This is a genomic window from Methylobacter luteus IMV-B-3098 (genome assembly GCF_000427625.1).
GTDB lineage: Bacteria > Pseudomonadota > Gammaproteobacteria > Methylococcales > Methylomonadaceae > Methylobacter > Methylobacter luteus.
In genome coordinates this window covers 640,331-655,616 of record NZ_KE386569.1, presented here as the reverse complement: position 1 = coordinate 655,616, position 15,286 = coordinate 640,331, and the positions used below count along the sequence as shown (strand labels likewise).

Below are 15,286 nucleotides of genomic sequence, written 5' to 3'. Positions count from 1 at the left end.
CCTTTAGCAAAAATCCTTTAGCAAAAAAGTTGTTGTGGCTGACTAACAAAACCAGTTTAGACGTTAATATTTAGCGATGGCGAAAAACCATCTGTGGGAGGTTTTAATGAGTGGATTGAGCCCAGAAAGTTTGGGATTGAAGAGCGTGGGCACTGTTTATCGTAATCTCAGTTACGATGATCTGTTTAACCACGAAGTCCTCAATAATGAGGGTAAGGTTTCAAGCAATGGGACGATGATGGTCGATACCGGCAAATTTACCGGACGCTCACCTAAGGACAAATATTTTGTCCGGCAACTTCCCTCCAGTGAACATATCGCCTGGGGTAAAATCAATCAGCCTGTATCGGCTGAGATTTTTGACGAACTCTATGCGGACGTCATCGACTATCTTTCCGGCAAGGATATTTATGTAACCGACGGTTACAGCGGCGCCAATCCGCATTCGCGTAAGTCCGTGCGTTTCATTACCGAATTCGCCTGGCAGTCGCATTTTGTCAAAAACATGTTCATCCGTCCGGACGATGAAGAGCTCGAGCATTTCGCGCCCGATTTTCGCGTCTATAACGCCAGCAACATGATCAATGAGAAATGGCAGAAGCACGGCCTCAATTCCGAAGTCTTCTGCATCTTCAACGTCGAAAAGAACATTGCCATTATCGGCGGTACCTGGTACGGCGGTGAGATGAAAAAAGGCATTTTCACAATGATGAACTATTGGCTGCCACTGGATGGCATCCTGTCCATGCATTGCAGCGCCAATGTCGGCAAAGGTGGCGATGTCGCCTTATTCTTTGGCTTGTCAGGTACCGGCAAAACCACTTTATCGACTGACGCCGCGCGCAAACTGATCGGCGACGATGAACACGGCTGGAGCGATGAAGGCATCTTCAACTTCGAAGGCGGCTGCTATGCCAAGTGTATCGGCCTGTCTCCGGAAAACGAACCCGAGATTTATGGCGCCATCAAACGCCATGCCTTGCTCGAAAACGTCGTGTATGACGAAGACGGCGTGGTCGATTTCTTCGACAGCTCCAAGACGGAAAACACACGCGTCTCCTACCCTATCGAGCATATTGAAAACCATGAGCCGACACTCAAGGCCGGTCTGCCGAAAAATATCATTTTCCTGAGCTGTGATGCGTTCGGCGTTCTGCCGCCTGTTTCACGCCTGACCAAAGAACAGGCCATGTACTACTTCCTGTCCGGCTATACGGCCAAGGTTGCAGGCACCGAGCGCGGCATCATCGAACCCCAGGCCACTTTTTCAGCCTGCTTTGGAGAAGCTTTTCTGCCGTTGCATCCCACTGTCTATGCCAAGCTGTTGGGCGAAAAAATGGAAAAACACGGCGTTAACGCCTATCTGGTCAATACCGGCTGGAGCGGCGGCGGTTACGGGGTCGGCAAGCGCATGAGCATTAAAGCGACCCGCGCCTGTATCAATGCGATCCTGGACGGCAGCATCAACAATGCTGAGTTTAACAAGATCCCCTACTTCGGCCTGTTCATTCCGAAGGAATTGCCGGGCGTTGATGATGCTCGTCTCAACCCGCGCGATGCCTGGGCCGATAAAGAGGCTTTCGATGCGACTTCGGCAAAACTGGCGAGTATGTTCATTGAAAACTTCAAGAAATACATCAGCGCCGGTGATGATTTCGACTTCACCAAAGCAGGTCCGCACATCTGATTCCTGCAATTTAAACGTTCAAGGCCGGGTCGATTGAATCGACCCGGCCTTGACGGCAAAAAATGGCTTAATGGTCGAAATGGTTTTTATAATCTTCCATGGCCTTTCTGATCACCTCTTGCGCTTCGTCCCGTCCATAAATGTTGGTTATCTCGCAGGAACTGTCTTCGTCGGGAAGATTTTTATAGGTGAGAAAATAATGTTTCAGGCGGTTGATGTAAGATTCGGGGCAATCCGACACATCACGCCACTGCCCATAAAACTCATCATTTTTCATGACCGCAATAATCTTGTCATCGGCCTCGCCTTTATCGAGCAAGCGAAACCCGCCAATGGGAATGGCCGGCACAATGATATCGCCGTGCGTTATCGTGCGCTCACTGAATACGCAAATATCCAATGGATCGCCATCGCCTCTGATGACCTTTTTACCGGATTTTAATTCCGCAAACTCGGCAATGCTCTCGGCACAGTAAGTCTGCGGAACAAAACCGTAGAGCGCCGGCACCATATTGGAAAACTTCTGCGGCCGATCGATTATAAGATAACCGCTGTTCTTGTCGATTTCATACTTGACCGTATCGGTCGGCACTATCTCGATAAATGCCGTCACAGTGACTGGCGCATTATCGCCGGGACTGATGCCATGCCAAGGATGCGCTTTATATTGCCTATTCATGATAAATCCTTGCTTTCAGCTTTGTTTAACTTCATGAAGATAAATAGTCGCGCCAATGACAGCGGCCGGCGCCACGACAATGTTCAATAACGGTAACGTCAGTCCTGCCATGGTTAAGCCGCCAAAGCTCAAGGCGCCCAGACGCATCTCCTTGGCCAGTTGTTTCTGCTCCGAGAACAGCACGCCTTCATTCTCAAGCGGATAAGCCATGTATTCGAGCGCCATGCCCCAGGCACCGAACAAGGCCCACAGAAAAGGCGCGATCACATTGAGGCCGGGAATAATAGACAGCAGCAGCAACGGCAAAGCCCGCGTGACAAGATACCCGACCCGCTTGACTTCCCCGGTCATGACTTTAGTCAAAGGCTGTTCTTCGACGGCTCCTGCATTCCCTGTGATGATGGCCAGCGTTTTTGCCGCCAGCCTGCCATAAAATGGCGCCGCTATCAGATTCGCCAGTATCGTGAAGGTAAAAAAACCGACAATAAAAAAACTGATAAAAAACAAGGGCCACAATATCCAGTTCAACCATTGCAACCAGTCGGGAATAAATTGCTCAATCAGACTGCCGACATAAAAATAGCCCAATGTCAACATGATACTGTACAGCCCCAGATTGATCAGGACCGGAATGATCAGAAATGCGCGCAACTGAGGGCTGGTCAATAATCTCAGGCCCCTGAAGAAATAGCCGACCGCCAGTACCGGATTATTGCCTTTTTTATTGATTTGCATGCTTTAAACTCCCTACCCCATGTTCGGACGGATTCAATACTACACCCTGCTCGGTTACAATCGCTGAAATCAATTCAGCCGGCGTCACGTCGAATACCGGATTCCAGGCGCTGACCAGTGAATCGTCCTTGATATAACAAGGCGCCAGCAATTCATTCGGATTGCGTTGTTCGATCTCTATGCTGTTGCCATTCTTGATGCTCCAGTCTATTGTCGAGGTTGGCGCAGCCACCATTAGCTTGACGCCATGCTGTCTGGCCAGCACAGCCAGGGAATAGGTGCCGATTTTGTTGGCCGCGTCGCCGTTGGCGGCAATACGATCGGCGCCGACGACTATCCAATCGATTGCGCCGGACTTCATGAGCCAGGCCGCCGCCGAATCGGCGATCAAAGTCGCCGGTATGCCATCCTGCGCCAATTCCCAAACGGTCAGGCGCGCACCCTGCAGCCAGGGCCGGGTTTCGCCGGCATAAACGTTGACCGGCTGCCGTCGATAAACACTACGTATAACACCCAGCGCCGTGCCATAGCCGCCTGTCGCCAAAGCGCCGGCATTGCAGTGCGTCATGATGCCTTTGGCGCCGGCCAGAATATCGGCACCCAATTCGCCCATGGCATGATTGGCGGCGATATCGTCGGCGTGGATTTTTTCGGCGCAGGCCAGCGCAGCCGCTAATGGATCAACCTGCGGCTGATTCAACACCGCCTTCATCTGATCCAGTGCCCAGAACAGATTGACAGCCGTCGGCCTGGAATGAGCCAGTTTGTCGATATCCGCCGTCACCTGCTGCCGCCACAAGTCGGATCCCGCCGAATAATGCCGCATGACAGACAGCACGACCCCGTATGCCGCCGCAATACCGATTGCCGGCGCGCCCCGCACGCGCATGGTGGCAATGGCCTCTGTAACACCAGCGGCATCGCTGTATTCGTCATAAACAATTTTTTCGGGAAGTTGTCGTTGATCCAATACTTTTAAAGCATCGCCTGTCCATTGCAGGGCTTGTACAGTCAATTGATTCTGTCTTGTCATTATTTATCAAAATTTAAGTTAAAAAAGTTATAATTCCGCGTCTAAATAACAGGAATACCTATGATAGTTGATACAGTGATCCATGCGCGCTGGATTATACCCGTTGAACCGGAATCCGTAACCTCTCCTGCCTCCCTATACGAATACCATAGTTTGGTTATCGACGACGGCCGGATTATCGATCTGTTGCCGACGGATATGGCCAGGCAAAAATACCAGGGTACGACAACGGAAAACCTGGAAAGTCACGCTTTATTGCCCGGTTTCGTCAACAGCCATACGCATGCGGCCATGACATTGATGCGCGGCATCGCCGATGACCTGCATCTGATGGACTGGCTGCAAAACCATATCTGGCCCATGGAACAGAAATGGATGAGCGAAGCGTTTGTGCGTGACGGCACCGATCTGGCCATTGCCGAAATGATCCTGGGCGGCACGACCTGCTTCAATGACATGTATTTCTTTCCTGAAATCACGGCGCAACAGGCCATGCATCATGGCATGCGCGCCAGCGTCGGCCTGATCGTGATCGATTTCCCGTCAGTCTGGGCCGAAAACAGCGAAGCTTATATCGAAAAAGGCCTGGCCCTGCACGATCAACTCAGGCATCACCCATTGATTTCGACTCCGTTTGCCCCGCACGCGCCGTACACGGTCTCGGATGAGCCGTTGAGCAAAATCAGAACGTTTTCCGACGAACTCGAACTGCCCGTACATATGCATGTGCACGAGACTCTGCATGAAGTCGAACAGGCACAGCAACAAACCGGGCAGCGTCCGCTGCAACGATTGCATGAACTGGGTCTGCTCAGTCCGTCATTCATAGCGGTCCACATGACCCAACTGACCGATGACGAAATCAACCTGGTCGCCGAAACCGGCGCGCATATCGTGCATTGTCCCGAATCGAATCTGAAACTGGCCAGCGGCTTCAGCCCGGTTGCCAAATGTCTCGCGGCGGGCATCAATGTCGCCCTGGGCACCGACGGCGCGGCCAGCAACAACGACCTGGACATGCTCGGGGAGATGCGTACTGCGGCATTGCTCGGCAAGGCTGTCGCCGGTGACGCCAGCGCCATTCCGGCCATGACCGCTTTGCGCATGGCGACCATCAATGGCGCCAAGGCTCTGGGTCTGGATCATGAAATCGGCTCACTGAGCATCGGCAAAGCCGCTGACGTGATCGCCATCGATCTGTCGCAACTGGAAACCCAGCCGCTATATTGTCCGATTTCACAGATTGTCTATGCGGCTAGTCGTCAGCAAGTAACCGACGTCTGGGTGGCTGGCAAACGGCTGTTAAGGCAGCGCAATCTGACCACGATCGATATAACGGATTTAAGGCAAAAACTCGACGAATGGCGTCAACGCTTGTCAGCCTGTCCTAGTCATTAATGACGAATAACCTACTAATATAGTACACTATAACCATCCAACATACGGTTCATAAGATGACAGCAACAGACAACGTACATCTGCACGAAATCAACAAATTCGGTTCAATGGCCGAACGCTGGTGGGACCCGCAAGGCGAATTCAAGACCCTGCACGACATTAACCCATTGCGCATCCAATTCATCCGGCAGTATGCCGATATTGCCGGCAAACGCATCGTTGACGTCGGCTGCGGCGGCGGCATTTTAACCGAAGGACTGGCCAAACATGGCGCCGACGCGTTGGGCATTGACCTCAGCGAAGAACTGATCGATATCGCCGATCTGCACGGACTGGAATCCGGCGTCAACACGCACTATCAGAAAATCAGCGCCGAAGCGCTGGCGGAGCAACAGCCTGAGAGCTTCGATCATGTCACCTGCATGGAAATGCTCGAGCATGTGCCGGATCCCGGTTCCATTATCGCTGCGTGCGCCCGTCTCGTTAAGCCCGGCGGCATGGTGTTTTTCTCGACCCTGAACCGGCAGCCGAAAGCCTATCTGCTGGCGATTGTCGCGGCTGAGCACGTGCTTAGAATGCTGCCCAAGGGCACGCACGATTTCAAAACCTTTATCAAGCCGTCGGAACTGAGCCAGTCAGCGCGTGCCGCCGGTCTTGAGCTGCAAGGCATGGTAGGCATCGAATACAACCCGTTCACCAAGCGGTTCAGCCTTGGCAAGGACATCGATGTCAATTACCTCGCTGCGTTTAAACGGCCTGAGTAACCTCCCGATGTCGACCGACTTCAAATTAGCCTGCGTGTTGTTCGACCTCGACGGAACACTGGTCGATACCGCGCCCGACTTGATCGCCAGCCTGAACAGGGCTTTGGCCGCGCACAGCTTTGAGACCGTCGCGCCGGACGCTATCCGCCCCTTTATTTCCTACGGCGGCGCCGTTATGGTCAGAGAGAGCGTGGGGGCCGATACCGACAAAGAACTTCAGGCCGCCATTTTAAAAACCATGCTCGACCACTACCAGAGCAATATCGCCGAGCATACGGCATTCTTCTCGGGCATGGCCGAGACGCTGAATATCATCGAGGCGCAGGGATTGAAGTGGGGCGTCGTGACCAATAAGCTCAAGCGCTTTACCGACCCGCTAATGGAAGCATTAAAACTCACCGCGAGAGCCGCCTGCATCGTCAGCGGCGATACCACGGCCAACAGCAAGCCGCATCCCGAGCCGATGCTGGAAGCCTGCCGGCAGGCCGGCGTCCAACCGCAGGAATGCGTCTTCATCGGGGATGCCATCCATGACATTACCGCCGGCAAAAACGTACAAATGAAAACGCTGGCCGCGCTGTACGGTTACCTGAAGCCGGGCGACATGCCGGAAACCTGGGGCGCCGATGCGCTGATAGCATCACCCGAACAAATTCCAACCTGGATAAAGTCACTCACATGCCGTTAACTCATCACGTCATCCTCATTACCGGCGCAGGCGGCGGCTTGGGCAGTACGGCGGCGCTGGCATTGGCCAAACAGGGCGCGCACATTATCCTGCTCGATAAAAGCATTCCCAAACTGGAAAAAGCTTACGACGCCATTGTGGCCGCCAATGCGCCGGAACCGATTATCTACCCCTTCGACCTGGCCGGCGCCAATGAAAGCGACTATCAGGAACTGGCCGACAGAATCGAAGAAAAATACGGTTCCTTGCAAGGCGTCCTGCATTCGGCCGTGGAATTCGCCGCCTTCTCGCCTATTGCCGTCACGAAAACCAAGGACTGGGGACATACGCTGAACGTCAACCTGAACGCGCCCTTTCTGTTAAGCCGTGTGTTGCTGCCGGTGCTGAATAAAAGCGCGCACGCCTCGATCGTCTTCACCTCCGATTCGGCCGCCAGAAACGCGCCGGCCTACTCGAGCGCCTACGGCGTATCGAAAGTAGCACTGGAAGGTCTGGCCAATATCCTGGCCGAAGAACTTGAAGCTTTCGGCAAAATACGCGTCAACACATTGCTGCCCGGCCCTATTGACTCGCCGCTAAGAAAGCGCGCTTATCCGGCGGAAGATAAACACAAGCTGCCTACTATGGAATCCTTAGCCCCTGTTTATGTCTATTTATTTGGCGCTGAAAGCATTGGCATCACCGGCCAGACTATCGACGCCCGCACTTTTAACCTATAACCAAACTACTATGGCAGAAAGAGAAACCGTTGTTTTAACCCGCGATGTCAATGTTGTCACAATACCCGACGGCAATACCGGGACTTTGAGCAAAGGCCACGAGGTTACTATCCACCAGTCTCTCGGCAACAACTACACCGTCGTGACCGAACACGGCCACATGGTTCGCATTGCCGGCGTCGATGCCGACGCGCTGGGCAAGGATATGCATCAACTGCATACCCTGGTATCGGAAACCAGTCCAGAAGCGGTTGAAAAAAACTGCTGGGAAGTCATGAAAACGGTTTATGACCCGGAAATTCCGGTTAACATCGTCGACCTGGGCCTGGTTTATTCCTGCAAGGTCACCCCAGCCGGTGAAGGACTGAACGATGTGCATGTCATGATGACCTTGACGGCGCCCGGCTGCGGCATGGGGCCTGTCATCCAGAGCGATGTGGAAAAATGTATCCGCGCGCTGCCCGGCGTCGCCAGTGTCAATGTCGAAATCGTGCTCGATCCGCCCTGGTCACGCGAGATGATGTCGGAAGTCGCGCAGTTGCAATTAGGCTTGTATTAATCAGGTCTGGACAGGCACCAAACGACAACCAGCCCGAACTTATATTGCCAGCCCCGTAACCGGACCTATGACGCCGGTTTATGCGTAAATGGTTATATTAGCCGACCGCCGTCATATCGTTTATCCAGGCTTATTAACCAAAAGCCGGTTTTTGTGAGGGCAATATTGCCCTCGCAGCGCTTGCGGTCAGAAACTGTTTATCCGGCGCCTCGCTGTTCACCAACCCGTTTCCGGCCTTCACAAATTAGACTGCCAGCATTTACTGACATTATTATAATTCTTGCATGATTGTATAAAGCCATCGGGTACTGTAACTTGGTGCTACCGATCAATTTATACGACATGAACCATGGCGCTCTTCTTCAACTGGGAACAAAAATTTAGCACAGGTATTGATGAGATTGATACCCAGCATAAACAGCTGTTCAATTTAATCAATAAGCTGAATGAGACCATTACCCTGGGTGAATCGCAACAAATTCTGATCAGAGCGATGGATAAACTGGTCGCTTATACCTACTATCACTTTGATGCCGAAGAAAACCTCATGCGCCAAAATGGCTATCCCGAGCCATTCTTTCTTGACCATCAGGTAAAACATCGAGCATTTATTAAAAAAATCGCCAAGGAACAACTCCGGTGCGCGACTGATCCGAAAAAAATCTCAATGGAACTGCTCAATTTTTTTATGAACTGGTTCACTGATCATATACTCGATGCCGATAAACATATGGCATTAACACTGATCGATGGCGGACAATCCATCGGCGAAGCCTCCGCATCCTACATCATCGAAGACCCTCCCCTCGACACTCTACAGGAAAAAGAAAGTCGGTTTATAGCACTTGTCGACTGCCTGCCCGCCTTTATCTGGCTCAAGGATGAACGCAACAGACTTGTTTACTGCAATAAACACTGGCATCAAGTCACCGGTTTAACGTCTTGCGAATGCTCGACCGATGCCTGGCTGAATTGCATCCATCAGGATGACCGGGATCGATTGCTGGCCGAATATGCCAGAGCCTTCAGAGAACGAACACCGTTACAGACTGAATACCGGTTGATTGCCCATGATGGAACTTGTCTGTGGGTTTTAGAGAATGCCGCACCCAGAATCCTTGAAGGTGACGAATTCGCCGGTTTTATGGGCTGTGGCATGAATATTTCCAGACAAAAACAGGTTGAATCGGCACTGGCTCTATCCGTGGAACAACTTGAAGAAATGGTAAGAGAGAGAACGCAGGAGTTACTGCAAACCAATGAACTGCTTAACCGGGAAAAAGAAGCGCAATGGACTTTAAACCAAAAACTGGAAGAAACCAAAAACCATTTAATTCAATCCTGGAATATGGCCGCGATAGGGCAACTGGCCGTAGGCATCGCCCATGAAATCAATAATCCGCTGGACACCATCCATGCCAACCTGAACACATTGAAGCACTATTTGCAGAATATGAATATCATTGCGGATATCGCCGAGCGCCTTGCCGGACAGCTCCCGGATGAAAATACTGAGGCCATGGCATTCGATGCCTTTAAAAAGCAACAGGACCCGGCCTCTCTCATCGATGACTTAAATGGCTTGGCAAATGCCGCAATGGAATCTGTAAACCGATCCCAGAAGCTTGTCCAGAATTTATGCGAATTCTCGCGTATCAATAAGAAGGACAAGGATCTATTCAATATTGAAGAAAACCTTGATGCCATCCTGACCATTATCAATAGTGAACTCACCTATAAGGCAGAAATTGTCAAAGACTATGGAGGAATCAAACCCATTCACTGCATAGGATCACAGCTCAACCAGGTATTCATGAATTTACTCACAAATGCAGCCCATGCCATTGAGGACTTCGGCAGAATTACTGTTAGAACCGGCTATAAAGATGCTCACTGGTTACGGATAGAGATTGAAGATACCGGGACAGGCATCCCGGACTCTATAAAAAGCAAAATCTTTGAACCTTTCTTAACCACTCAACCGACTGAAAAAGTCCTCGGGCTATCGCTTTCCCGCAAAATTATCGAGGATCATCAAGGTGAGTTGATTATCGATTCCACATTAGGTAAAGGGACCCGATTCACAATCCATTTACCGATTAACTGATCGCCGACTACCCCGCCTCACAAATGTGACACTGATGGCTTGATCGGAAAATTAACGCGCAAGAGTCTTAAAAGTTGCTGGACTCGATTAAACGTCTAAAACTTTTTACCTCGTTTCTTATAGTGATACACTGTTTATCCACGCCGATTATCAGCCTGTAATCCACATTGAAAATAGCCGTCTTTGTTTTCCTGATCTTGTTTGGTTCCATAACATCGTCAGCACCATTAGAAAAAGTTACACTTCAACTTGGCTGGAAATACCAGTTTGAATTCGCCGGCTTCATCGCAGCCAAGGAAAAAGGATTTTATAAAGAAGCGGGCCTCGATGTTGATCTAAAGGAACGCAGAGCGGATATGGATGTCGTCGATGCAGTTTTAAACGGCCATGCCGATTATGGTGTGACCGATGCCGACTTGGCCTTCGTCAAGGCGCAAAATAAACCGATTGTGCTATTGGCAAACTACTTTAAGCGCTCAGCGCTGGTATTTATCAGCAAGCAAACCCTATTGACGCCCCATGACCTGGCCGGAAAAAAGGTCATGATTACGGAAGAACAATTGCATAGCAGTTCCTTGGCCTTGTTGTTGAAAACCTTTCACATGAAGACTGATGACTTCCAGATAATTCCTCATTCATTTAGCGCGAATGACTTTATTCGCGGCGATATAGATGCGATGTCCGCGTTTATATCGAATGAGCCCTACCAGATCACGCAATCGAAAACACCTTACAATATCATTGATCCGTCCGCCTATGGCATCCATACCTATAACGGCAATCTTTTTACCACTTATTCAACTGCCGAACACCAAAAGCAACGCGCGCAGAAATTGATCACCGCCAGCAACAGGGGCTGGGCATATGCGCTTGACCATACTGAAGAAATAGCCGAACTTATTTACAAAAAATATTCACAGGAAAAGCCTATGGATGGGCTCCTTTATGAAGCCGCCGCCATCAAAAAATTAATATTGCCTGATATAGCGGAAATAGGTTCTGTTAACAGAGAGTTAGTCCAGCACAACTTTGATGCACTGAAAGCAGCGGAACTGATTGCCCCATCCGCCGACTTAAACAGCTTTTTTTTCGATGCGGCGACTGTATCGAAAGAGCCTTTGTTCTCAAAGCAGGAACTCGCTTACATACAGGCCCTGGAAAAAATATCGCTGTGCGTACACCCGCAGTGGATGCCTTATGAAAGGATTGAACATGGCCGGCATATTGGGATAAGCGCCGATTATTTCAATTTACTGCAAAAAATGATACCGACCCCGATCAGGCTGGTGCGGACGAGCAGCTGGACGCAATCGCTGGAATTTGCCAGGCAGCGAAAATGTGATATTTTATCGCTGGTCGCGCCAACGCCCGAACGAAAAAAATACTGGAATTTCACCCCCCCTTACCTGAGTTCGCCTCTGGTTATCGCAACCAGAACGGATGAGCTGTTCGTGGCCGATATTGAAAATGTGCTTGATAAGAAGCTTGGCATCATCAAGGGCCATGCCTTTTCCGAACTGCTGCGCAACAAATATCCGTCCATCGATCTTATTGAATTTGACACGCTCGATGAAGGTCTGGACAAGGTCGCCCAAGGCGAGCTTTTCGGTTTTCTGGACTCGTTGGCAACCATTGGTTATGCACTACAGAACCATTACATTAGTGAACTGAAAATTGCCGGTAAATTTGATGATAAGCATGAACTGGGTATTGGCATTCGCAATGACGATCCCAAGCTGCTGACCATTTTTGAAAAAATGACCAACGCAATCCCGGCCATCGAGCACCAGGCCATTATCAATAAATGGATTGCCGTCAAATATGAGAAAGGCACCGACCATGGCTTGCTCTGGAAAGCATTGGCGGGCATGGTCGTGATCGGTTTATTGCTGCTGTACCGCCATCTTGTGCAAGCCAAGTACCTGAAGGAAATCGCCAAACAGAATGAATTATTGCTGAAACTGTCCATAACCGATAAGTTAACGCAGGTATACAATCGCGCCAAACTTGATGATATTCTTCAGGAACAATTCGATTTGTATCAACGTTATCGAAGACCGTTCAGTATCATTATGATGGACATCGATCATTTCAAGTCCATCAATGATAACTGCGGCCATCTGACAGGCGACGCCGTATTGATCGATATCGCCGATATTCTGAAAAACCACATTCGGCACACTGATATCGTCGGGCGCTGGGGCGGCGAGGAATTCATGATTATTTGCCTGCACAATACTGTTGAGCGCGCGGCCATTCTGGCGGAAAAACTAAGGGCGCAAATCAAAGCGCACCACTTCAAACATGAGCAGCAAATTACCGCCAGTTTTGGTGTCGCGCAGATAAGCGACGGAATAAATATCGAGCAACTGGTCAAGCAAGCCGATGACGCGCTTTATAAGGCAAAAAATGCAGGCCGGAATAAAGTAATTACAGACAAGGGGTGATCAATATGACGACTAAAGAACAAGACCTGAAATTCATGACCATGGCTTTTGACCAAGCCCAAAAAAGCTACGACGAAGGCGGTCTGCCTATCGGTGCGGTCATGGTTGAAGACGGCAAGGTTTTAGCCGTAGGCCACAACAAACGCGTTCAGGAAGGCGACCCGATCGCGCATGGCGAAATGGACTGCCTGCGCCAAGCGGGACGGCGCAACAGTTACAAGGCCGTCACGCTGTACACGACGCTCAGTCCCTGCATGATGTGCGCGGGCACTATTGTTCAGTTCGGCATTAAACGCGTTGTTATTGGCGAGAATGAGAATTTTGCCGGCAACATTGCGTTTTTGGAAAGCCATGGCGTCGAAGTCGTCGTGCTTGACGACAAACGGTGTATCGCACTGATGGCTCGTTTAATCCAGGAAAAACCCCAACTCTGGAATGAAGATATCGCCGTGGAATAAGCCGGCTGTTTTAAACACTATCAGAAACTGCCTCACATCGGCGGTTTCCTGCTGCCATAAATTGTCATCTTCCTGACACAATCGCATAATCCGGACAAGGAATAAAATTCATAATTTATTGTATTTTATTAACTTTCTTAAAATGGCACAATCCTGGCTTGAGCTAATAGACTAGTAAAGTCCCAAGGTGAGAAAAGGTGATATGGTGAAAAAAACCGTAAACTTGGCCATAGTCAGCAATAACACATTCGAAGCAAGCAAAGCGGCAAGCCCGAACCCTTACGACATCAGCAGCGCGCTACAGACGACACTGGACTTTAGTGAGCTGATCGCCATTTTCAGCGGCAAAATTAAAGCCATGATTCCGCACAGTGCTTTCGCTTATACCCATCCCGGGTTCGGCCTGGAAGTTAAAAGCGGCATTGCTGGCAAGTATGCCTGCAGCTATGCCCTTAAAATCGGACAACAACCGCTGGGCAAACTAAAACTGATGCGTAACCACCGGTTTAGCGATATCGAAATCAAGCTATTGGAAACACTGCTGGGCTGCCTGATCTATCCGCTGAAAAATGCGATGCTATTTCATCAGGCGTTGAGAATGGCTTATATCGACCCGCTCACCCAAACCCATAATAGGACGTCCTTTAACGACATGATAAACCGGGAGATGAAACTGGCCATGCGCAGCTCCAAAAACCTGGCCATTATTTTCCTGGACATCGACTATTTTAAAGCAATTAATGACAATTATGGTCACCACTGCGGCGACCTCATGCTCGCCTCCGTTGCGGCATGGATCAAGAACAGTCTGCGCAGCAGCGATATTGTTTTCCGTTATGGCGGTGAGGAATTCATCATTTTACTGAGCGATACTGATCTGGCCGGCGCGGAGCTACTGGCGGAAAAAATACGGGCTGCCATCGAACGGCATATCCTGGCTTATGGCATGAACGCGATCAAGGTTACTGCAAGCCTCGGCGTCAGTGCCCTGCTGGGCAACGACACGCTTGATTCCTTCATCAAGCGCGCTGATGACGCCTTGTATAAAGCCAAAAACAACGGCAGGAACCGAGTGATATCGGCCCGATAACGTTAAAACGCCACCACACAAAACGGGCCGATAGCAGCAAGCTGGCGCGGCTAACGTTAACGCCGTCTGGGTTTACTGTTTTTCGCTTCTGGTTCGGCTGTAACTGTCCTTTCCTCCCTTGCCATGCCGGCAAAATCAAACAGCAGATCCAGCTCTTTACCGGTCAATTCATAGAAATTTTGCGTTTTCAGACGCTCCGGCAACACCACGGGCCCGTAACGCAGACGTATCAATCGACTGACGGTGACCTCCTGCGATTCCCACAAGCGCCTGACCAGCCTGTTGCGGCCTTCGGTCACGATGACGTGATACCATTTATTGGCGCCCTCGCCGCCGGCAAACTGAATATCGTCAAATTTGGCCTTGCCGTCTTCCAGTTCCACGCCCTGCTTGAGTTTCTCCATCGTCGCGTCCGATACTTCCCCCAGAATTCGCACGGCGTATTCGCGTTCCACGGCTGTGGAAGGATGCATCAGGCGATTGGCCAGTTCGCCGTTGTTGGTCACCAGCAATAAGCCCGAGGTATTGATATCGAGACGCCCCACCGCTATCCAGCGGCCCACATCCAGTTTCGGCATCTTCGCAAAGATGACCGGGCGGCCTTCCGGATCGCTGCGCGTGACGACTTCGCCGGTCGGCTTGTGGTACAGCAGCACACGCGTAGGCTGTTGGCCGAATTTCTCCCAATGCACGACCCGGCCGTTGATCTGCAAAAAGTCGCCGGCCTTTAACCGGGTGCCCGGGCTGACGTCCGCGCCATTCAGCTTGATCCGGCCTTCCTCGATCCAGCGCTCGATTTCCCGGCGGGAACCGACGCCGCCGCGGGCCAGCACTTTCTGAATGCGTTCGCCCTCTACCGGTTGATTCGCATCGATCATGTTGGGCGTCGTGGCCGGTTTGATTTCGCTGAATGGTTTTCGTG

General features: G+C 50.8%; 14 protein-coding genes. 10 read left to right on the top strand and 4 right to left on the bottom strand.

Going from position 1 to position 15,286, the window contains the following annotated elements; all coding sequences use genetic code 11:
• Positions 1-106 precede the first annotated feature (106 nt).
• Positions 107-1,687 (top strand): phosphoenolpyruvate carboxykinase (ATP), encoded by a 1,581-nt coding sequence (gene pckA / locus METLU_RS0104920; RefSeq protein ID WP_027157256.1) that lies wholly within the window; start codon positions 107-109, stop codon positions 1,685-1,687.
• Between the two features lie 67 nt (positions 1,688-1,754).
• On the opposite strand, the gene METLU_RS0104915 is transcribed toward pckA, so the two are convergent.
• Genes METLU_RS0104915 through mtnA form a run of 3 tightly spaced genes read right to left on the bottom strand, consistent with a single transcriptional unit; the run spans position 1,755 to position 4,134 of the window.
• Entirely contained in the window at positions 1,755-2,366 is a 612-nt protein-coding gene (locus METLU_RS0104915; protein ID WP_027157255.1) for an inorganic pyrophosphatase, read from the bottom strand.
• Positions 2,367-2,381: 15 nt separating this feature from the next.
• Positions 2,382-3,101 carry a sulfate transporter CysZ gene (cysZ, locus tag METLU_RS0104910; RefSeq protein WP_027157254.1) on the bottom strand — a complete coding sequence of 240 codons (720 nt, stop codon included), beginning with the start codon at positions 3,099-3,101 and terminating at the stop codon, positions 2,382-2,384.
• Positions 3,088-4,134 carry an S-methyl-5-thioribose-1-phosphate isomerase gene (gene mtnA, locus METLU_RS0104905; protein WP_027157253.1) on the bottom strand — a complete coding sequence of 349 codons (1,047 nt, stop codon included), beginning with the start codon at positions 4,132-4,134 and terminating at the stop codon, positions 3,088-3,090. Before mtnA ends, cysZ begins: the two co-directional genes overlap by 14 nt.
• A 60-nt stretch (positions 4,135-4,194) precedes the next feature.
• Here mtnA and METLU_RS0104900 point away from each other — a divergent pair, with 60 nt between their 5' ends.
• From METLU_RS0104900 to METLU_RS0104860, 9 genes are all read left to right on the top strand, one after another.
• Positions 4,195-5,532, top strand: coding sequence for a TRZ/ATZ family hydrolase (locus METLU_RS0104900; protein ID WP_027157252.1), 1,338 nt, complete (start codon positions 4,195-4,197; stop codon positions 5,530-5,532).
• Between the two features lie 56 nt (positions 5,533-5,588).
• On the top strand, positions 5,589-6,296 hold the full coding sequence (gene ubiG, locus METLU_RS0104895; protein WP_027157251.1) for a bifunctional 2-polyprenyl-6-hydroxyphenol methylase/3-demethylubiquinol 3-O-methyltransferase UbiG: 708 nt from the start codon (positions 5,589-5,591) through the stop codon (positions 6,294-6,296).
• A gap of 7 nt (positions 6,297-6,303) precedes the next feature.
• Complete coding sequence (locus tag METLU_RS0104890) at positions 6,304-6,984, top strand: HAD family hydrolase (protein WP_027157250.1); 681 nt, start codon at positions 6,304-6,306, stop codon at positions 6,982-6,984.
• Positions 6,975-7,703, top strand: a complete 729-nt coding sequence (locus tag METLU_RS0104885) for an SDR family NAD(P)-dependent oxidoreductase (protein ID WP_027157249.1) — start codon at positions 6,975-6,977, stop codon at positions 7,701-7,703. Before METLU_RS0104890 ends, METLU_RS0104885 begins: the two co-directional genes overlap by 10 nt.
• A 10-nt stretch (positions 7,704-7,713) precedes the next feature.
• The gene (gene sufT, locus METLU_RS0104880; RefSeq protein ID WP_027157248.1) at positions 7,714-8,262 is read left to right on the top strand and encodes a putative Fe-S cluster assembly protein SufT; all 549 of its coding nucleotides are present in this window, start codon (positions 7,714-7,716) and stop codon (positions 8,260-8,262) included.
• A 349-nt stretch (positions 8,263-8,611) separates the two neighbouring features.
• The gene (locus tag METLU_RS0104875; protein WP_027157247.1) at positions 8,612-10,369 is read left to right on the top strand and encodes a bacteriohemerythrin; all 1,758 of its coding nucleotides are present in this window, start codon (positions 8,612-8,614) and stop codon (positions 10,367-10,369) included.
• Between the two features lie 167 nt (positions 10,370-10,536).
• Positions 10,537-12,816 (top strand): diguanylate cyclase, encoded by a 2,280-nt coding sequence (locus tag METLU_RS24525; protein ID WP_051299784.1) that lies wholly within the window; start codon positions 10,537-10,539, stop codon positions 12,814-12,816.
• Positions 12,817-12,821: 5 nt separating this feature from the next.
• Positions 12,822-13,274, top strand: coding sequence for a nucleoside deaminase (locus METLU_RS0104865; protein ID WP_027157246.1), 453 nt, complete (start codon positions 12,822-12,824; stop codon positions 13,272-13,274).
• Between the two features lie 202 nt (positions 13,275-13,476).
• A complete protein-coding gene (locus tag METLU_RS0104860) occupies positions 13,477-14,364 on the top strand; it encodes a GGDEF domain-containing protein (protein ID WP_027157245.1) in 888 nt (295 codons plus the stop codon).
• A gap of 56 nt (positions 14,365-14,420) precedes the next feature.
• Here the strand turns inward: METLU_RS0104860 and rluB are convergent, their stop codons facing one another.
• On the bottom strand, positions 14,421-15,266 hold the full coding sequence (rluB, locus tag METLU_RS0104855; protein ID WP_407939108.1) for a 23S rRNA pseudouridine(2605) synthase RluB: 846 nt from the start codon (positions 15,264-15,266) through the stop codon (positions 14,421-14,423).
• Between the last annotated feature and the right edge of the window lie 20 nt (positions 15,267-15,286).